The organism is Flagellimonas sp. CMM7 (genome assembly GCF_021390195.1).
GTDB lineage: Bacteria > Bacteroidota > Bacteroidia > Flavobacteriales > Flavobacteriaceae > Flagellimonas.
Genome location: NZ_CP090003.1, coordinates 2,468,341 through 2,482,286, shown reverse-complemented (window position 1 = coordinate 2,482,286; position 13,946 = coordinate 2,468,341). Strand labels below are relative to the sequence as shown.

The following is a 13,946-nucleotide window of genomic DNA, read 5'->3' as shown; positions in this document are numbered from 1 at the left end:
CCCATTAAATAAGCTAGTACTGGAACTATATTATCCTTTGGATAATTTTAAACAGGAGGAATAGCTGGTAAAACTAGGCAGAGAAATGAGCATTCTTAAGGATTTACCAAATCTTGTAAAGGCTGAAATCATTACAGAAGAAACGGCCGACAACATTAAAACCTATTACGAAAACAAAGGCAGTTCATCTACCAACCGTCTTTTTGTTGTTTTTGGGATATTAGGGGCAATTTTAGTTGGACTCGGGATTATCCTGATTATAGCGCACAATTGGGATGAACTTTCAAAAACCATAAAGACATTCTTTGCCTTTTTACCGCTGCTAGTCGCTCAAATTATCTGCGGATACGTTTTAATCAAAAAAAAAGACAGTGTTGCGTGGAAAGAAAGTGGCACCACTCTTTTATTTTTTGGGGTTGGAGCCTGTATATCTTTAATAAGTCAGATTTACAATATCTCGGGAGATTTGAGTTCTTTTTTGTTGACATGGATGCTAATTTGCCTTCCAGCCATATATATAATGAGGTCTTCTGTAGCTTCTTTGCTCTTTATAATAGGTATAACCTACTATGCTTGCGAAACAAACTATTGGTCTTATCCTGCTTCAGAATCATACCTCTATTGGTTGTTGCTTTTGGGCATCCTTCCATTTTATTATCTATTGTACAAGAAAAGTCCAAAAAGCAATTTTATGGTTTTTCATAATTGGGTGATTCCAATATCAATAACCATCGTTCTTGGGGCATTTGCCGATAAGACAGAAGAGCTCATGTTTGTAGGGTACTTTAGTCTGTTTGGACTATTTTATTTGATAGGAAATCTTGATTTTTTTAATGAACAAAAAACGAGGAACAGTGGTTATAGGACAATAGGATCTCTCGGTTCCATTATATTGCTCTTGATACTAAGTTTTGATGATTTTTGGGAAGATCTGAGAAGGAAATACTTCTTATTTAGTGAGATGCTTTCAACACCAGAATTTTTTGTTTCAGCTGTAATCTCAATACTCGCTGGAGTGCTGCTATATTTATATCAAAAAAATAAACCTTGGAACGATATTAAACCATTGGCCCCAATGTTCATTCTCTTTATTGTGGCATTTTTCATTGGATTATCTTTTCCATTTGCTGCAATCCTAATCAATTTTTATGTTTTTGCATTGGGTCTCTTAACTATTAGGGAAGGAGCCAAACAAAACCATTTAGGCGTGCTAAACTATGGCCTCATCATAATTACGGCTTTGGTCATTTGCAGGTTTTTTGACACAAATCTGAGCTTCGTTGTAAGAGGAATATTGTTTGTATCGGTAGGTGTAGGGTTCTTTGCCACAAATTACTGGATGCTTAAAAAAAGAAAGACAAATGAGCAGTAAAAAAGTATTGTTTCCTTTATTTATTCTTGTGGCCTTGGCGCAATTATATGTGCCGGCTAAAATGATATGGGATAAAGAAGATGTATTGGATAGCGGAAAAGAATACAAGTTTAAAACCGCCCCTATTGATCCCAGCGATCCTTTTAGAGGAAAATATATTGTCTTAAGTTATGATGAGAATACCATAGAAATTCCTGATGAACATGATTGGATACGTGGAGAAGTTATTTATGTTTCCATTACAGAAGACAAGAAAGGTTTTGCTAAAATAAAATCAGTTTCAAAGGAAAAAATCGACCTTAATCAAAATTTTATCAAAGCCAAAGTTGGTTTTATAACTTCTTTTGACACTACAAAATTGACAATTGATTATCCTTTTGACAGGTTTTATATGGAAGAATCCAAAGCGTATGATGCAGAACTGACCCATAGGGAATCTCAAAGAGATACTACCAAAATCACCTATGCTCTGGTCAATGTGAAAAATGGAGACGCCGTACTAAAAGATGTTCTGATTGATGGTATCCCCATAAGGGAACTGGTTAAAGCAAAGCAAGACGAAAACTAGAACATGAGTAGTAATACTAAAAAAGCCCCAATCCGGGGCTTTTTCTATATCTGATATTCTTAACGGGTTCTAATAGAAAGTAGAACGTTTATCTTCTATTTCGGCACCATCTTTTAACGCGTTATATACTCCCGTGTTTACTTGATTTGCAGCGTTGGTTTTAATGGTATTTGCATAGGTACTGAAGTTATCTACTTTAGGAGCTTCTTCCTTCTTGACCACTTTTAACAAAAAGACACCTGTTTCTCCTTCAACAAGTTTAGAAGTGGCATCTTGTGCTAATGCAAAAGCTGTTCCCACAACCAATGCTTCTCTACCTGCTCCAGGAATTGTTGGGGACTTCATGGTTAATGAAGAAGCGTTGGAAACCGATACGTTGTTGTCCTTGGCAAAAGCTTCCATTGCTTTTCCTTGGTTAGCACTAATAATCTGTGCAGCTTTTTGCTCTTTTCTAATTTTTGGCAAGGCCGTTGCAGAAGCATCTTCAGGAGTCATAAGTCCTTCTTTATACTTTTTTGTAAGCTGCACTACTGCATATCCGTTATTGATATTAAATCTTTTGATCTCACCTACTTTAGTATCATCATTAAATGCCCATTGTACAATACCTCGTTGTGCTGAAAGTCCTGGAAGACTCTCATCCATCTCTTTGACTTTGTTAACAGGTCTAATGGTATAGCTACTTTCCCTTGCAATATCCCCAAAGTTTTCGGGTTCTGCATCAGTAGCGGACATTTCAAACTTGGTGGCATCTGTAAACAACGTATTGATTGTTTCTTCTGATGGCTCAATCTCTCTAGCAAGTGTAGCTACTTGAACAATGTCTTGTTTGTCATCAACCTTGATTACATGAAAACCAAATTGGGTCTCGACCAAACCTATGGTACCCTCATCGTTTCCAAAAGCAAAATCATTGAACTCATCTGCCATAACACCTTCTTGGAAATATCCTAAATCTCCTCCTCTTGGTGCTGAAGGGCCATCCGAGTTCTCTCTTGCCAATGTGGTGAATACAGCTCCTTCTTTTTTAGCCTCAGCTAAAATCTCTTTGGCTTTTGCTTCCGCCTCATCCTTAGTTCTAGTAATACTTGGGTTAGCCCTTTCAGCTCCCTCATATGTAAAAAGTATATGACTTGCCTTTACCGTCCCATTGGATCTTCTGTCCATCATTTTGGAAACTTTGAAAAAGTCTCCATCCCGATAAGGTCCATATATCTCACCTACGTTTAACGCCATAAGTGTGTCTGCAACCGTAGAAGGTAAATCTTTTTTAGCCTTAAATATAGTATCAAACTTGGCGTCTGAATTCCTATCCAAGAAAGCCGCCATATCCTTGGTGTTTGTAAAACCAGCGATAGTATCTGTGGCGTCATTTTCTTCAGAATATTCAACAGTATCACTTAAAAGTGCCGTAACTGCATCTTTTATGGCGTTTTCATCATCTGAAGAAGCTTTTTCTTCAAAATACACAAAACGAATATCCCTTGCTTTTTCTTGGTTGAAATCTTCTTTATGTTCGTTTATATATGCTTGTATCTCGCTTTTTGAAACTTGTATGGTACTATCCGCAATTGAAGTGTAAGGAACACGAACGTATTGGATATCTACTTTTTCATTGGACATTTTATAATCGAAAGCACCTTCTGAAAGCGTAGCACCAACACCTCCTTTTATTAGGTTAAAATACATACGCTCCTTAGCGGATTGAATTATTGTCTTCTCATCCTGTAACCAAGCATCATAACGTAATGGATCGTTTACTTTCCAGTCTGCAATGGCGCTTTTAAAAACTTCAGCATTGAAAATTCCGTTTTCATCTTGAAAATCTGGTATTTGGGCATATCCAGAGGTTTTTACAAATTCTATAATCTGATCGCTCTCAACATCAATTCCCAAGTCTTCAAACTGCTGTCCCAAAATTGCTTTTCTAACCTCTTGGTCATACACTCTGTTTACCAATTGTGTAGAAGAAAGGCTTGGACCAAATCGTCTAGAAGCATTCTCTACCTCTTTTCTAAAATCGTCAATGGATATATTCTCACCATTTACTTCTGCTACAGCAGAGCCTACTTTTGTTCCTGCAAAATCATTGCTGGTAAAGACTCCTGATATTACAAATGCAAACAACGCCAAACCAATAATTAAAATTAGTACTGTTGTTCGTTTTCTAATATTCTCTAATATTGCCATTTTACTGCTTGTTTTCTATAATTTCAGTGGGCGAAAATACCATTTTCTTTTCAATTAGGAAAGCCAAAAAAAGAATGGAAGTTGTTAATCTTCAGCAAGAACATGCACCGTAACCAAGTCGATTTTGGTATTGGACACTTCTAGAATATGAAATAAAAAGTTATCGATCTTTATCTCTGAGTCCTGTTCCGGAATTTCGCCAGTCTCGTTCATGATCAATCCACCCAACGTTTCATACTCATCGCTTTCTGATAATTCCAGTTTGTAATTTTCATTAATGTAATCTACTTCTAGCCGAGCAGAAAACTTAAATACATTTTCACTTAGTTGCTCCTCATAAAGATCCGTAGTATCATGTTCATCCTCAATTTCGCCAAATAACTCTTCAACAATATCTTCCACTGTCATAATTCCAGAAGTGCCACCATATTCATCTAAAACCACTGCAATACTCTTTCTTTTTTTAGTAAGTACATTAAGAATATCCTGAATTAGCATGGTTTCTGGCACAAATTCAACAGGAAGTAGAATATTCTTGATAGTTTTCGGTTTTTTAAACAATTCATAGGAATGTACATATCCAATAATCTCATCTATACTTTCTTTGTATACCAATATTTTGGAATACCCTGTTTCCGAAAATATTTTGGCTAGGTTTTTAGGAGTCTCATCTATTTCTACCGCCATAATTTCGGTTCTAGGCACCATTACCTCTCGTGCCTTAACAGCAGAAAATTCCAGAGCGTTCTGGAATATTTGAATTTCAGAGTCTACCTCATCCTCTTCTTCAACAGTTTCCATTTGTTCCGTAATATAATCCCCTAGTTCCAGTTTTGTAAATGCAAATTGAACCTCATCACCTTCAGTTTTAAAGAAAACACGAAGAACAAAATCTGAAATCTTTATTACAAACCAAGAAACAAACGAGAACAGCACGTAAAAAAAGTAGGCTGGAATGGCGAATACCTTTAAAAGTGTATTGGAATATATTTGAAAAAGCACTTTGGGCAGGAACTCGGCCGTCAACAAAATTATTAACGTTGAGATCACTGTTTGAGAAAGTAAACTGAAATCTGTAAGAAGAGAGTTCAAAAATTCATAGGATGTGGGAACCAGTTTTTTAAACCAATCCATTAACACATCCCCCATGAAAAACCCGTAAATAACCAATGCAATATTATTCCCAATAAGCATGGTGGCTATAAACTTGGAGGGTTTTTCAGTAAGCCATGTTAGTATCTTGGCAAAGAACCCTTCCTGTTTTTTTTCAATTTCAATATGAATCCTATTCGCAGAAATAAAAGCTATTTCCATTCCTGAAAAGAATGCTGAAAATAGCAATGAAAGAATTATAATAATTATAGAGGAATCCAATAATACTATTGTTGATTATCCTTTTTTCGTTGTTCAAACCGTTGACGGTATTTTCTCCTAAAAAGAAACATGGCGATAGAAACCACTGCGAAGAATATAAAAATATAGGTTTCTTTTGGGTCTACACTCCATAAGGTCGCAATTTTATAAATTGAAATAGCAGCTACGGCCAAGTACAAATATTCTGTATATCTTAAAAATTTTATCATATTACTCTTTTTCTTTTATGGTCATAAGACCATAGGTTTTGTGGGCCTTGAAAAAACTAAAGTCTTTATTAAAATCCATTCCCTCTCCGTCCATTACCGTACCGTCCTCAGGGTTTGTGTATGTAAATACTTCTTCTGTAAAAATCCAGCTATTGGCCCTGTCATAAAACAACTGAGGAGTTTCCAATTTTTTTCCATCATGACTTTCTATGACCACGTTCCCCTGTAGGTCTATTAAATTAGTTTGGGAATAAACGATGCCGTAGTCGGCCGTAATCACACTTTTCTGGTTTTTCTCATCAAAAAAGTCAACTTTAAGCCCTTTAGGAAAGGTACGAAACTTAAAACTTTGGTTATCGAAATCCTCAGTAATTGGACTAGTAAGAATGGCGATTATCTTTGAATTGGACAAATCCTCCGTGCTCATTTCTTTTTTTGCCTCCGTATAGGTAAGAGTGAAGTTTTGAGCTACTCCCTGCGGAAAAATTGGCTTTACTGCTTCTTCACCTACTCTTTCATAGTTGTCCTTACAGCCCATAAAAAGGATTGCCACGGTAAAAACCGTGGCAAGACACTTTAAATTATTTTTTAAAATCTGTTTCACTCTATAAATTAGGCACCTTAACGCTACCACCAACCCAGCATTTAAAAGTAACTGTTTTACCGGCCATAGCGGCACTGAAAATCATTTCTTTGGTTGGAGCTTTTGCAGCATAACTTGCAGCTGACTTGCTCGCACGCCCACTTAAGGATGGGTCAACTCTACCTGCTTTCCTAGCCATATCCGCAGCCTTCCAGTATATTGCTCTTTTCTCAAATGCAGTAGTACCGCAAGCGTTTGCGCTACCTGCATATAAATTGGCAATCAATAAGTATGCTTTACCATTTGAAGAGTTAGCATTAATAGCTTTAAGGGCATAGCTTCTTGCTTGTGACTTGCTGCTTCTTCTAACCGTAGTGGCAATTTTATATAGGATATTGGATTTTCTATATGCATCTGTCTCCAATTCTACCGCTTTGTTAAAGTCAGCAATCGCACCTTTGCTATCTCCAGATTTGGTCTTAAGTGTCCCAAGATATACATAAACGTCCGCAGATGGATCTAGTTCTGCCTGAAGCTCTACCATTGTGCTGAACAATGGGTCATCCGTACAATCTTTGGAGAACATTCTTCCGACGGCACGCTTTACCCATTTTACGTCTCCTTTTTTAGCTTCGTAACTTTTTTGGTAAAGTGGAATTAAGTTTCCACAATCTGCAAGAGCACCTAATTTAGAATCTATACTCCCAGCAATCTTACCATAAGACTTTGAGTTTGTAGTAGCCGCTCTAAGTTGTCTTTTTTCTTTTGATGTTAATGTTCCCAAAGAATCTTTTGGAAGCAATTTGGTAACAATAGCTGTCAATTTCTTGTTCTCATCTTCAACTTTCTCCGTTACATCATCATAAACATCAAATACTTCTTGAAGGTCTTTTTTACCAGCTCCATGTAAATCTACCAAACTTGAGAAGTAAAGGTAAAGTGCTTTTGGGTTTTTGAAGTTTTTCTTGTCTCCTTGAAAAGCTGCTCCCAACATATCATAAAGTTGATCGTTAGAGGCCATTTTGTTGTCGTAGGATAAAAGAGCTTTGTCAATTGCAACACCAGCTTTACTAAATTTCTGAGGGAAAAATTTTAAGCTATTGTCATACAAAGACATTAAATCTTGGATATATCCATCTTTATCTGCTCCAGAGGAATTCTTGATTTTATGGGACAGAATTTTTTCTCCATATGAGAAATTTGCCTTATTAATATCTGGGCAACTTTCGTAAACCATTTTCCATGGCTCATATGCGGCATCATAGTTTTTAACTTTTGCGTGCTCTGCATAAATGGAAAGATTGGTCATGCACTCAGGATTTTGCGCTTGAGCCATACTTAATCCCATCGACATAAGGATCGCTATCATCGTTAAGTAGTGTTTCTTGTTCATCTTGCTAATTTTAAAGTGGTTAATGTACAAATTTTCGTGAAAAAATCATCTTAATGGTACAGATATCAACGGTTATTTATTGATATTTCAAAAAAAACGCCATCAATTTATTCTTCTTTTAACAAACCATTTATCGTTTAAAGATATGCCAACGTTAAATTTAAAATAATTTTCTTCGATAAGGTTTGCATCCGTTGTGCCTCTTTTTCCTGCCTCAAAACCTATATTAAGATTGGAGAAATTGTTGCCCAACGGTAACCCAAATCCAAAAGTTATGCCAAAATTGTTTATTTCCTTATTATTCACTTCAAGTCCAGTGACGTCATAACGTAATCCCGCTCTGTATGTAATCCTTTTAAAGTAATTGGAAAGTGAGCGATAATCCGGAATAAAGAAACCTCCCAGGACCATACTATTGGCATCATTGTAGGTTACATTATCCAATCCTAAGAATGCATTTTCAAAATCGCTAAATTTTTGAAAACTGTATTCTCCACCAATAAACCACTTCTTTTCCTCTCCAAAACCTAATCCCAAAGTTGTTATAGTTGGTATCTTAAGTTCCGTGTTCCTAAGATTGTTAGCTTCCAAATCAACATCAATAACCTCTATTTCTTGTCCGTTGACCAAAGAGAAAGAACCAAGACGCTCTGTATTCTCCGAAGTTAGATTAACTTGCGTATTCACCATTAAAGAAGTGTATAACGTATACTTCTCCTTTATCGTTGGGGTGTAGTTGGCCGCATAGTTAAAATCATATCCATTAATTCGGGATTCGCGTCTATCCAATGTTCCAAACTGCACATCTTCAACACTCTGTATCCTTTGATATTCCAGTCTTCCAAAATTAAAGTTCACCGTAGCACCTAAACTCAAATCTTTTATGGGCTGAAAACCAACGGATAAGTAAGCCCTGTTCAGACCTCCTTCTCCAGCAAATACGTTGGTAATTAATCCATCACCACTCACATCAGTCAGATTATAGCCAACGGATGAAAATGGCATTAATCCAAAACCCACTCCAACATTATTGGCCACGGGAAAACCAATAGCCAAGTAATCTAAGTTTGTTACACCAACCTTCTCCTCTTCTGTAAAACTTTGTAAAGTAAATGCAGTATGGGAAATTCCCGCGGTATACGTAGTTAGCTTTAGTTTGGAATATGCAGCTGGATTTGTGAGGTTTATATGGATACTATCTGCATACATACCCAACCCCCCCATCATCTGGTTTTCTACGGTACCACTATTTCTTAAATCTCCTATTCCAAAATATGAATAGGGTGATATTGTACCGTTTTGCGCAAAAATGCCATAACTAGCTACGCAAAAAAAAGCAATCAAAAATTTCTTAATCATCTAGCGTTTGTTGTATTCCAGCAAGTAATTTAGCCCCTCCAAGAGAAATTTAGAATTCGCAAATATGGTATTTTTTAGCCGTTTAGCAAAAAAATGGGAGTCCCCGCCTGTTAAAATAACTGTTAAATCTTGAAAGCGTGAACGGTACTGACTTATTGCTCCATCAATTTCTAACGAAACACCATTGACCACCCCACTGTGCATGCATGTTTCCGTAGAATTCCCAATAAAATCTAAAATCTCCTCAGTATGCAATAATGGCAGCCCTGCTGTTTGATTGTGCATAGCTTTATATCTCATTTGAACTCCAGGAGATATGGCTCCCCCGACATATTCACCCGAATCGTTTACCATGTCATATGTAATACAAGTTCCTGCGTCTATGACCAAGGTATTCCCTCTTGGATTCTGATAAAATGCTGCAGCCGCTAAAGCAATTCGGTCCACTCCCAGGGTTTGCGGAGTAGCATAACTATTTTTAAAAGGGACTTTGGATGCACTGGTAAGCACATGAACTTTACAGAATAATGACACAATATCCTGTTCCTTTCCTTCTAAGGCACCAACTGAAGAAATTAACGTATGATTAATTTTCGGGTATAATTCAAAAAGTGCTTTGACTTTGGATAAAAACAATCCGGACTCCGAGTTTTGATCAAACACAATTCTGTTATTTTCAAAAACGGCATACTTTATCAGTGTATTTCCAATGTCAATTACAAGATTCATAGTACAAAGATGGAGAATTGAAAAAAAACCCTTGCCTTTTTTTAAGTTTTTGTTTGTATATCCTAATTTTGAAATTATATTTGCACCCGCCTTTGCAAAAGGCTTTTAAAGGTACCTTAGCTCAGTTGGTAGAGCAACGGACTGAAAATCCGTGTGTCCCTGGTTCGATTCCTGGAGGTACCACAAAAAAACCGGCGAATTTGCCGGTTTTTTTGTTTTTTAAGATGTAGTAATATTCTTAATAATTTCATAAATATAAAAATCGAATAGCTATATAGGCATAAAATATCAAACTAACCCTTATATTTAGCCAATCTAGATTAACTTTAAATAAAAATGACTGAAGACTTATTAGAAAAGGCAAAAGAGTTTGAAGGCAGAACTTTGAGTCATATGTCGACTAGCGACAGGGTAGCAGCTTCAAGAGAGGCTAAAGCGCTTATACTTTCCATTAACGAAATCTATAAGGAAACTAAGGACTCCAATCTAATGGATGTTATGAAAACCCTTACAGAGAAGAAACGTAAAATTGAAAAACGTTTAAAAGGAACACCTTTAGTGTAGTTTTAAGTTTTGCCATCTCTTCCCATTAGAGATGGATTACTAATCTTTTTTTGATTTATAAAGGGTCCCTCCTACAATTAACGCTGCAGAGATTATCATTACGTTTTTAATAATGTATTGACCTTCCAGTGTGGGCAAAAGATAATTTCCGTTTTGAAAAGTGACCTCAGGCAAAAATACCAAAGGCATAAAAGTTCCTCCCATTTGAAGAAGCAATAGAGCAATTGCAATTTTTGTCGTTTTCCTAAAAAGGAAGGTTATCCCTATAACAACTTCCCACCATCCTATTACCAAAAGCCAAGTATCTGGTTCTCCAAAAGGAAGCCAGGCTACTGTTGCTATTAAAAGCTCTGTTGCTGCAGATAAGCCAAAGGGTTTTAAAATCCCAAACCAAAAAAATATAACTGCAAACGAAATACGAACAGCTGGCAATCCCCATTTGCGCATCTTTCCCGCAATGTTCTGATCAATATCCCGATACTCCATCATAGTTTATTGTTTTACAAAATATGCTCCAAAAATACATCTTGCTAAACTAGAATAGAATTGTAGAACTTCACCATAACCATAGCTAAAATAAGTTTAATGTTCTTTTTTTGCAGGGTTTTGCAATTCACAAGGTAATTTTTACCAAATACATCTTTTTCCCTGCAACAAATAAAAATGTAAAACTTTGAGGAGTCTATTTCTTTAATTTCGAAGTATAATCAAAACCTCAACCAAGAACAAACATATTTTAAATGAACACTATAGAAGAAAAAGTCGGCTATTTATTTTGGTTTTTTGTGATTGCTTGCTCTGTGGGCACTTTCATTAATTGCCTATATCATTATATAAATTAAATAGGGGCATCAACTAAATGATGCCCCTATTCAATGAACTTAACCTTACCCCTTAATTTCCAAAATCTGGCGTATCATTTGATTGGTAAATCCCCACTCGTTATCATACCAAGTCATTACCTTAAGTAGATCGCCATCTACAACCCTAGTCATTGCAAGGTCCACTGTTGAAGCATATGGACTTTTTATAATATCTGAAGAAACAATAGGCTCATCTGTTTTATCTAAAACATTAGCATAACGTTCCGTTTCTGCCTCTTCAATTAAAATTTTATTTACTTCTTCGGCGGTAACTGGTCGTTCCGTTACAAAAGTCAAATCTGAGATGGATCCTATTGGAACTGGAACCCGTATTGCGACCCCATCAAACTTTCCTGCATATTCTGGCAGCGCCTTTGTAGTTGCAATGGCCGCACCCGTAGTAGTTGGGATTAAATTTTGAGCACCTGCCCTACCCATTCTAAAATTCTTTTTTGAAGGAGCATCCACCATTCCTTGCGAAGCGGTGTAAGCATGAACAGTAGTCATAATTGCTTTTTTAATTCCTATCCTTCTCCCTAGAACTTCCACCACAGGACTTATATTATTTGTAGTACAGCTAGCACATGAGAAAACGCTGGTATTCCCATCTTGAGAGTTTACCCCGTGCACCACTGTTGGGGTATCCGTACTTTTGGTAGGCGCAGAGATTATAACTGTTTTTGCGCCTGCTTTTAAATGACGTTCAGCATCATCGCCTGTTGTAAAAACCCCTGTACTTTCAATTACTAAATCTACTTGGTTTTCTGCCCAGGGCAATTCTTCCGGATTTCTTATTGAAGTATATTGAATTCTCCGCCCATCAACCACCAATGTATCTGACTCATGGGAGACTTCTTTTTCATATACTCCATAAATTGTATCATACTTTAACAAGTATGTGGTATTTTCTATGGAAACAATATCGTTTACAGCCACTACCTCTAAACCGGGAGTTTCATTGATTACCTTTAAAGCAGCCCTACCTATACGGCCCATTCCGTTTATTCCTATTTTCATTTTAATGTTCTTAAGTTATTACTTGTTTTATCGGTTTTATTAGTCTGAAAACCACTACTTAAATTACAAATAGAAGCTCATACATAAGAATATCAAATACAATCAAATAGTTAAGGAGTTAAGTGCACTTACCAAGTAGATTCCATCTTGTTTATTTGAGCATTTTCGATAACAGATTGGTCATCTAGATTTTCAATGATCAATTTATTATATGGTTCAGTTGGGAAGATTTGTTGGGTCATTACGTAAAGCCCATTATCAATGAAAACTTCTATAGATGACCAATCCAATAAAATGTTTATTTCGTAGGCCCCAACTCCAAGAGACTCAACGGACATGTAATGCTTCTTGTTACCAAATTCGGATTGAAAACCAGTCTTTCCCGAGTTCATTCTATCCAACATAAAGGCCTCGTTTTTAGAATCCATGGCAAGCACCAAAGTTTCATTTAAATCATTGGTGAAAATCAGTTTAAAATCTTTAGAAGCTGTTGTAAACTTTAGCTGAGATTGATTTAAACCATCGACATTGAAGGTTAGTGAGGTATCTGTAGGAACACTAATACCCTTTTCCAAAACTTCTGATGTTAATTTATCCATTTGTTCTAAAGGGTAATTTGCCAGTAAATAATCATCCCCAACCTTTCTGAGTGACAATTTTCGAGGTACGGTCATAGCACTTCGCCACTTTTTGGTTGGAGTGTCCCTGGCATAATCCCAATTGCTCATCCAGCCAATAAAAATTCTTTCGTCATTGGGCGTATTGTTGTATGTAACCCCTGCGTAATTATCAGTGCCAAAATCTAACCATTTGGCTTCTTTTTGATCTGAAACGAATTTCTTACCATCAAACTCTCCAATAAAATATTGCGTGCCACTTCCTCCATTTGGTGCACCAGGATTGATACTTATAATCAATACCCATTTTTCTTCATCAGACCCTTCAACTTTTAAATGAAATAAATCAGGGCATTCCCAAACACCGCCATGAGCGCCTTGTCTCTTTCCAAAATCGCTTAGGTGTTTCCATTCTTTTAAATCGCTAGATTTATAAAACTTAGCATGATCTCCCGCGGCTAAAGCCAAAATCCAGTTTTGCGACTCTTCATGCCAAAAAACCTTGGGATCCCTAAAATCTTTAACCCCATCATTACCAATTACAGGATTGCCTTCATACTTAACCCAGGTCTCACCATTGTCCAAGCTGTAAGCAATCCCCTGAGTTTGAAAATCTTTTTTACCCGCTTTTTCTCCTTCCATGGAATGATAGGTGAAAATTGCCACCAGTGGTGTTTCCCCATCTGTAGCAAATCCTGAAGTGTTTTTCTTATCCACCACTGCGCTTCCAGAAAAAATGAGTCCATGCTCATCTGGATAAAGAGCAATGGGCTTATGTTCCCAATGCATCATATCTTTACTTATGGCATGCCCCCAATGCATTGGCCCCCAAACAATATCCTCTGGATAGTATTGATAAAAAAGATGATACGTTCCTTCGTTGTAGACCAACCCATTCGGATCGTTCATCCACTTTTCTGGTGGTGAAAAATGAAACTGCGGACGGTACTGCTCTGTATAGGTTTTCGATTCTTTCTTTTGAACTACTTCTTTTTCTTTAGTCTTGCTTTTACAGGAAAGAAGCAACAAAAATATCTGGAAGTACAGTACTGTTTTTTGCATGAGGTTATAGTTGGAATTTGTTGATTAAGATAGCAATAATTATTTA

13 protein-coding genes and 1 tRNA gene are annotated in these 13,946 nt (G+C 36.6%); 4 read left to right on the top strand and 10 right to left on the bottom strand.

Features of this window, described 5'->3' with window-relative positions; translation table 11 throughout:
* Nucleotides 1–85: 85 nt before the first annotated feature.
* Nucleotides 86–1,372, top strand: coding sequence for a DUF2157 domain-containing protein (locus LV704_RS11330; RefSeq protein ID WP_163420037.1), 1,287 nt, complete (start codon nt 86–88; stop codon nt 1,370–1,372).
* Nucleotides 1,362–1,940, top strand: coding sequence for a GDYXXLXY domain-containing protein (locus tag LV704_RS11325; protein WP_163420039.1), 579 nt, complete (start codon nt 1,362–1,364; stop codon nt 1,938–1,940). The genes LV704_RS11330 and LV704_RS11325 overlap by 11 nt, the downstream gene beginning before the upstream one ends.
* A 69-nt stretch (nt 1,941–2,009) precedes the next feature.
* Here the strand turns inward: LV704_RS11325 and LV704_RS11320 are convergent, their stop codons facing one another.
* From LV704_RS11320 to LV704_RS11290, 7 genes are all read right to left on the bottom strand, one after another.
* Nucleotides 2,010–4,130 carry a SurA N-terminal domain-containing protein gene (locus LV704_RS11320; protein WP_163420041.1) on the bottom strand — a complete coding sequence of 707 codons (2,121 nt, stop codon included), beginning with the start codon at nt 4,128–4,130 and terminating at the stop codon, nt 2,010–2,012.
* Nucleotides 4,131–4,214: 84 nt separating this feature from the next.
* Nucleotides 4,215–5,504 carry a hemolysin family protein gene (locus tag LV704_RS11315; RefSeq protein WP_163420043.1) on the bottom strand — a complete coding sequence of 430 codons (1,290 nt, stop codon included), beginning with the start codon at nt 5,502–5,504 and terminating at the stop codon, nt 4,215–4,217.
* A gap of 5 nt (nt 5,505–5,509) precedes the next feature.
* Nucleotides 5,510–5,713 carry a hypothetical protein gene (locus LV704_RS11310; RefSeq protein ID WP_163420045.1) on the bottom strand — a complete coding sequence of 68 codons (204 nt, stop codon included), beginning with the start codon at nt 5,711–5,713 and terminating at the stop codon, nt 5,510–5,512.
* Nucleotide 5,714: 1 nt separating this feature from the next.
* A complete protein-coding gene (gene lptC / locus LV704_RS11305; RefSeq protein ID WP_233782026.1) occupies nt 5,715–6,317 on the bottom strand; it encodes an LPS export ABC transporter periplasmic protein LptC in 603 nt (200 codons plus the stop codon).
* 1 nt (nt 6,318) lies between these two features.
* Entirely contained in the window at nt 6,319–7,689 is a 1,371-nt protein-coding gene (locus LV704_RS11300; protein ID WP_163420046.1) for a hypothetical protein, read from the bottom strand.
* 102 nt (nt 7,690–7,791) lie between these two features.
* Complete coding sequence (locus LV704_RS11295; protein WP_163420048.1) at nt 7,792–9,048, bottom strand: hypothetical protein; 1,257 nt, start codon at nt 9,046–9,048, stop codon at nt 7,792–7,794.
* On the bottom strand, nt 9,049–9,777 hold the full coding sequence (locus tag LV704_RS11290) for a type III pantothenate kinase (protein ID WP_163420050.1): 729 nt from the start codon (nt 9,775–9,777) through the stop codon (nt 9,049–9,051).
* Nucleotides 9,778–9,887: 110 nt separating this feature from the next.
* Here LV704_RS11290 and LV704_RS11285 point away from each other — a divergent pair.
* Both LV704_RS11285 and LV704_RS11280 read left to right on the top strand, forming a co-directional pair.
* Nucleotides 9,888–9,960 (top strand) — tRNA-Phe (locus LV704_RS11285).
* A 153-nt stretch (nt 9,961–10,113) separates the two neighbouring features.
* Nucleotides 10,114–10,341 carry a hypothetical protein gene (locus LV704_RS11280; protein WP_163420052.1) on the top strand — a complete coding sequence of 76 codons (228 nt, stop codon included), beginning with the start codon at nt 10,114–10,116 and terminating at the stop codon, nt 10,339–10,341.
* 39 nt (nt 10,342–10,380) lie between these two features.
* Here the strand turns inward: LV704_RS11280 and LV704_RS11275 are convergent, their stop codons facing one another.
* The 3 genes from LV704_RS11275 to LV704_RS11265 all read right to left on the bottom strand — a co-directional run bounded on the left by LV704_RS11275 (nt 10,381) and on the right by LV704_RS11265 (nt 13,900).
* Nucleotides 10,381–10,830, bottom strand: coding sequence for a hypothetical protein (locus LV704_RS11275; RefSeq protein ID WP_163420054.1), 450 nt, complete (start codon nt 10,828–10,830; stop codon nt 10,381–10,383).
* Between the two features lie 398 nt (nt 10,831–11,228).
* Complete coding sequence (gap, locus tag LV704_RS11270; protein ID WP_163420057.1) at nt 11,229–12,221, bottom strand: type I glyceraldehyde-3-phosphate dehydrogenase; 993 nt, start codon at nt 12,219–12,221, stop codon at nt 11,229–11,231.
* Nucleotides 12,222–12,349: 128 nt separating this feature from the next.
* Nucleotides 12,350–13,900: a glycoside hydrolase family 32 protein gene (locus tag LV704_RS11265; RefSeq protein WP_163420059.1), complete on the bottom strand. Its 1,551-nt coding sequence runs from the start codon at nt 13,898–13,900 to the stop codon at nt 12,350–12,352.
* Between the last annotated feature and the right edge of the window lie 46 nt (nt 13,901–13,946).

Bases quoted from the DNA above. Each gene is read 5' to 3' on its own strand.
- LV704_RS11330 (WP_163420037.1), top strand. From the start codon at position 86: ATGAGCATTCTTAAGGATTTACCAAATCTTGTAAAGGCTGAAATCATT.
- LV704_RS11325 (WP_163420039.1), top strand. From the start codon at position 1,362: ATGAGCAGTAAAAAAGTATTGTTTCCTTTATTTATTCTTGTGGCCTTG.
- LV704_RS11320 (WP_163420041.1), bottom strand. From the start codon at position 4,130: ATGGCAATATTAGAGAATATTAGAAAACGAACAACAGTACTAATTTTA.
- LV704_RS11310 (WP_163420045.1), bottom strand. From the start codon at position 5,713: ATGATAAAATTTTTAAGATATACAGAATATTTGTACTTGGCCGTAGCT.
- LV704_RS11300 (WP_163420046.1), bottom strand. From the start codon at position 7,689: ATGAACAAGAAACACTACTTAACGATGATAGCGATCCTTATGTCGATG.
- LV704_RS11295 (WP_163420048.1), bottom strand. From the start codon at position 9,048: ATGATTAAGAAATTTTTGATTGCTTTTTTTTGCGTAGCTAGTTATGGC.
- LV704_RS11290 (WP_163420050.1), bottom strand. From the start codon at position 9,777: ATGAATCTTGTAATTGACATTGGAAATACACTGATAAAGTATGCCGTT.
- LV704_RS11280 (WP_163420052.1), top strand. From the start codon at position 10,114: ATGACTGAAGACTTATTAGAAAAGGCAAAAGAGTTTGAAGGCAGAACT.
- LV704_RS11275 (WP_163420054.1), bottom strand. From the start codon at position 10,830: ATGATGGAGTATCGGGATATTGATCAGAACATTGCGGGAAAGATGCGC.
- gap (WP_163420057.1), bottom strand. From the start codon at position 12,221: ATGAAAATAGGAATAAACGGAATGGGCCGTATAGGTAGGGCTGCTTTA.
- LV704_RS11265 (WP_163420059.1), bottom strand. From the start codon at position 13,900: ATGCAAAAAACAGTACTGTACTTCCAGATATTTTTGTTGCTTCTTTCC.